Annotated in this window: 4 protein-coding genes and 1 pseudogene; 2 read left to right on the forward strand and 3 right to left on the reverse strand. The window is 69.0% G+C overall.

What is annotated here, in order from left to right:
- Positions 1 to 192: hypothetical protein (locus ACWDTP_RS38150; protein WP_450028397.1), on the reverse strand; the 192-nt coding region annotated here is incomplete at its 3' end.
- A 70-nt stretch (positions 193 to 262) separates the two neighbouring features.
- Here ACWDTP_RS38150 and ACWDTP_RS38155 point away from each other — a divergent pair.
- Together ACWDTP_RS38155 and ACWDTP_RS38160 are read left to right on the forward strand one after the other, a co-directional pair.
- Positions 263 to 865, forward strand: a complete 603-nt coding sequence (locus tag ACWDTP_RS38155) for a Pr6Pr family membrane protein (protein WP_450028398.1) — start codon at positions 263 to 265, stop codon at positions 863 to 865.
- A gap of 126 nt (positions 866 to 991) precedes the next feature.
- Positions 992 to 1,771 (forward strand): L,D-transpeptidase, encoded by a 780-nt coding sequence (locus tag ACWDTP_RS38160; protein WP_450028399.1) that lies wholly within the window; start codon positions 992 to 994, stop codon positions 1,769 to 1,771.
- Here the strand turns inward: ACWDTP_RS38160 and ACWDTP_RS38165 are convergent.
- Entirely contained in the window at positions 1,755 to 2,408 is a 654-nt protein-coding gene (locus tag ACWDTP_RS38165) for a sterol desaturase family protein (protein ID WP_450028400.1), read from the reverse strand. The two genes, ACWDTP_RS38160 and ACWDTP_RS38165, sit on opposite strands and share 17 nt — an antisense overlap.
- Positions 2,405 to 2,634, reverse strand: a pseudogene (locus tag ACWDTP_RS38170) (GntR family transcriptional regulator); the annotation flags it as partial. The pseudogene ACWDTP_RS38170 and the gene ACWDTP_RS38165, both read right to left, overlap by 4 nt.

Here is a 2,634-nt window from a genome sequence, read left to right on the forward strand (position 1 = left end):
CGCCGCAACCCGAGGCGCCACCGCCGCCTCCGCCGCAACCCGAGGCGCCACCGCCACCACCGCAGGAGCCACCGCCGCCGCCACCTCCAGAGCCCGCGCCGCCGCCGCCACCTCCAGAGCCCGCGCCGCCTCCGCCACCGCCTCCCGAGCCTCCGCCGCCGCCCCCGGAGCCCGCGCCGCAGGAGCCGGCACCCCCGCCCGCGCCGGTCGACCCCGGCCAACCGCCGCCGCCGGTTCCCTAGGTCCGGCTATTGTCGATCCGGTGAGTGCAGCTGCGGTGCGGTCGGGGCTGCGGGTCGGCATCATCGCGGCGGTCGTCGTCGCCATCGTGCTCGTCGAGTTCACCACCCGGTCGGGAGTCTGGTGGCGGCTGATCACGTTCACCTATCAGGCCAATCTGCTGGCCGCGGTGTTCTATGCGTGGACCCTGGTTTCGCCGCGCGCCGATGCCAGGGCCGGGCTGCGCGGTGCCGTCGTGGTCTACGTCGTGGTGGCCGGGCTGATCTGGAATCTGTTTCTCACCGGGGTGAGTATGGGCTACACCCCGGCGAATCTGCTCCTGCACGTGCTGGTGCCGCTGCTGGCCGTCGTGGAGTGGTTGCTGGTGGGCGATGGTCAGGGGCGGCTCCGGTGGTGGCAACCACTGAGCTGGCTGATTTATCCGGCCGCCTACGGCGTACTCGCGTTGCTGGTGCTCAGCGGAGCCGGGCGCCGGGTGCCCTACTACTTCCTGGATCCCGGTTCGGTCGGCAACCGGGGGGTGCTGGCCAACGTCGGCCTGCTGGCGCTGGTGTTCATCGGTCTCGGGTACGCGCTGATGGCACGTCCCCGCGGCGCCCGCGCGACCGGTGGCCAGGCCGGATGAAACGTTCTGGCTTGCCGTATCGATGAATCGACCATGGGTCGAATATCCGGTGAATCAGCTGTCCTGTCCGTCGCTCCCTGGCTGCGCCTGGCAGGTGCCGCTGCCGCGACGACCTACACTGGAGAAATGCTGAGTTCCCCATCGCCTGCGCCGAGCACCGTTCGCGGTGCGGCGCGCAGAGCGTTTGCCGCGGTCGGTATCGCCCTTCTTGCCGTCAGTGCCTCGGTTAACGTCGCAGCGGCCGCCGTCAGTACGCCGGGCACGGTCGCCAAGATCGAGCCCGCGGCGGGTGCCGTTGTGGGTGTGGTGGCACCGGTGACCGTGACCTTCACCGCTCCGGTGACCGACCGGCACGCCGCCGAGGACAGCCTGCACATTTCCTCGCCCAAGACCCCGACCGGGCAGTTCACCTGGCTCAGCGACGATGTCATGCAGTTCAAGCCCGATCAGTTCTGGCCGGCCCACTCGAACATCGCGCTGTCCGCGGGCGGCGTCAAGACCAGTTTCGAAACGGGCTCCGAGGTGGTCGGCGTCGCCGATATCAGCGCGCATACCTTCACCGTGAGCATCGACGGTGAAGTGGCCCGTGAGATGCCGGCCTCGATGGGCAAGCCGAAGCACCCGACCCCGACCGGGACGTTCAGTGCACTCGGCAAAGAGCCTGTCGTGGTGATGGATTCACGGACCATCGGCATCCCGCTGAGCGATCCCGAGGGTTACAAGCTCACGGTCTACGACGCCGTCCGGGTGACGTGGGGCGGCGTCTACGTACACGGGGCGCCGTGGTCGGTCGGCTCGCAGGGTTACGAGAACGTGAGCCACGGGTGCATCAACCTCAGCCCGGACAACGCGGACTGGTACTTCAACCAGGTCAGCGTGGGCGACCCGATCATCGTGCAGGCATAGCGGCGTGCAGGTTTCTGGCCGTCGGTGACGTCGGCACCGAGGCCGGGTCGGGGTAGGTGCCCAGCGCCCGGTCCGCGGTGCCGGAGCTGGTGACCGTGAACCAGTAGTGCTCGTTCTTGAAGTGGTGCCTGCGGTGGTTGCGCCAGATCGCCCGGTAGACGGCGGTTCTGGGCTTGTAGTCGCTGTGGATCAGGTAGTGACACCATTCGTAGCCCAGCCCGAGGGCGGCGACCAGGCACAGGAACGTCAGTCCGAGGCCGAGCCGGGGGAACGCGAACAGGGCGATCGCGGCCGCACCGGGCAGGATCCACAGCAGCGCGCGCCACGGAATGAAGATCAGCGGGATGTCGCGGGGGTCGACGTGATGCCTGCGGTGGTCACGGGCCAGGATGGAATCGATCGTCACCGGGCCGAAAGACCGTGGGCGCCAGTGCAGGATGAATACGTGCACGACCCATTCGAAGAACGGGAACGCCGCCAGCGCCACGACGGGCACCAGCGCATCGCTCGGCCGCCAGTCGCCGACCGCGATCCGGGCGCACCCCGAGACCGCCAGGGTCGCGGCGATCATCCATGGCGAGGGGTGTCTGCCGAACTCGGATACGGCGTCGCGCAGCGTGAAACCTTTGGGTGTCATCGGTTTTCCTCGAATGCGTCGAGCGCGGCCAGCAGCGCTGTGGTGGCGGGTGCGAGCAGATCCTGCGCCGCCCGCCGGGCCGCGTCGGGATCGCCCGCGGTGACGGCATCGGCGATGCGGTGGTAGGCCTGCGGGCGGCCGACCTCCTCGGCCATCATGGTGGCCAGCGCGGGCAACGCCGGTTCGTAGGTCTCGCGAAGAGTGTTGTACATCAACCGGAATGCGA

It is taken from the genome of Mycobacterium sp. NPDC003449, assembly GCF_053588415.1.

What these genes read in the sequence shown, in the direction of transcription:
- ACWDTP_RS38165 (WP_450028400.1), bottom strand. Translation starts at nt 2,408, where the DNA reads ATGACACCCAAAGGTTTCACGCTGCGCGACGCCGTATCCGAGTTCGGC.
- ACWDTP_RS38160 (WP_450028399.1), top strand. Translation starts at nt 992, where the DNA reads ATGCTGAGTTCCCCATCGCCTGCGCCGAGCACCGTTCGCGGTGCGGCG.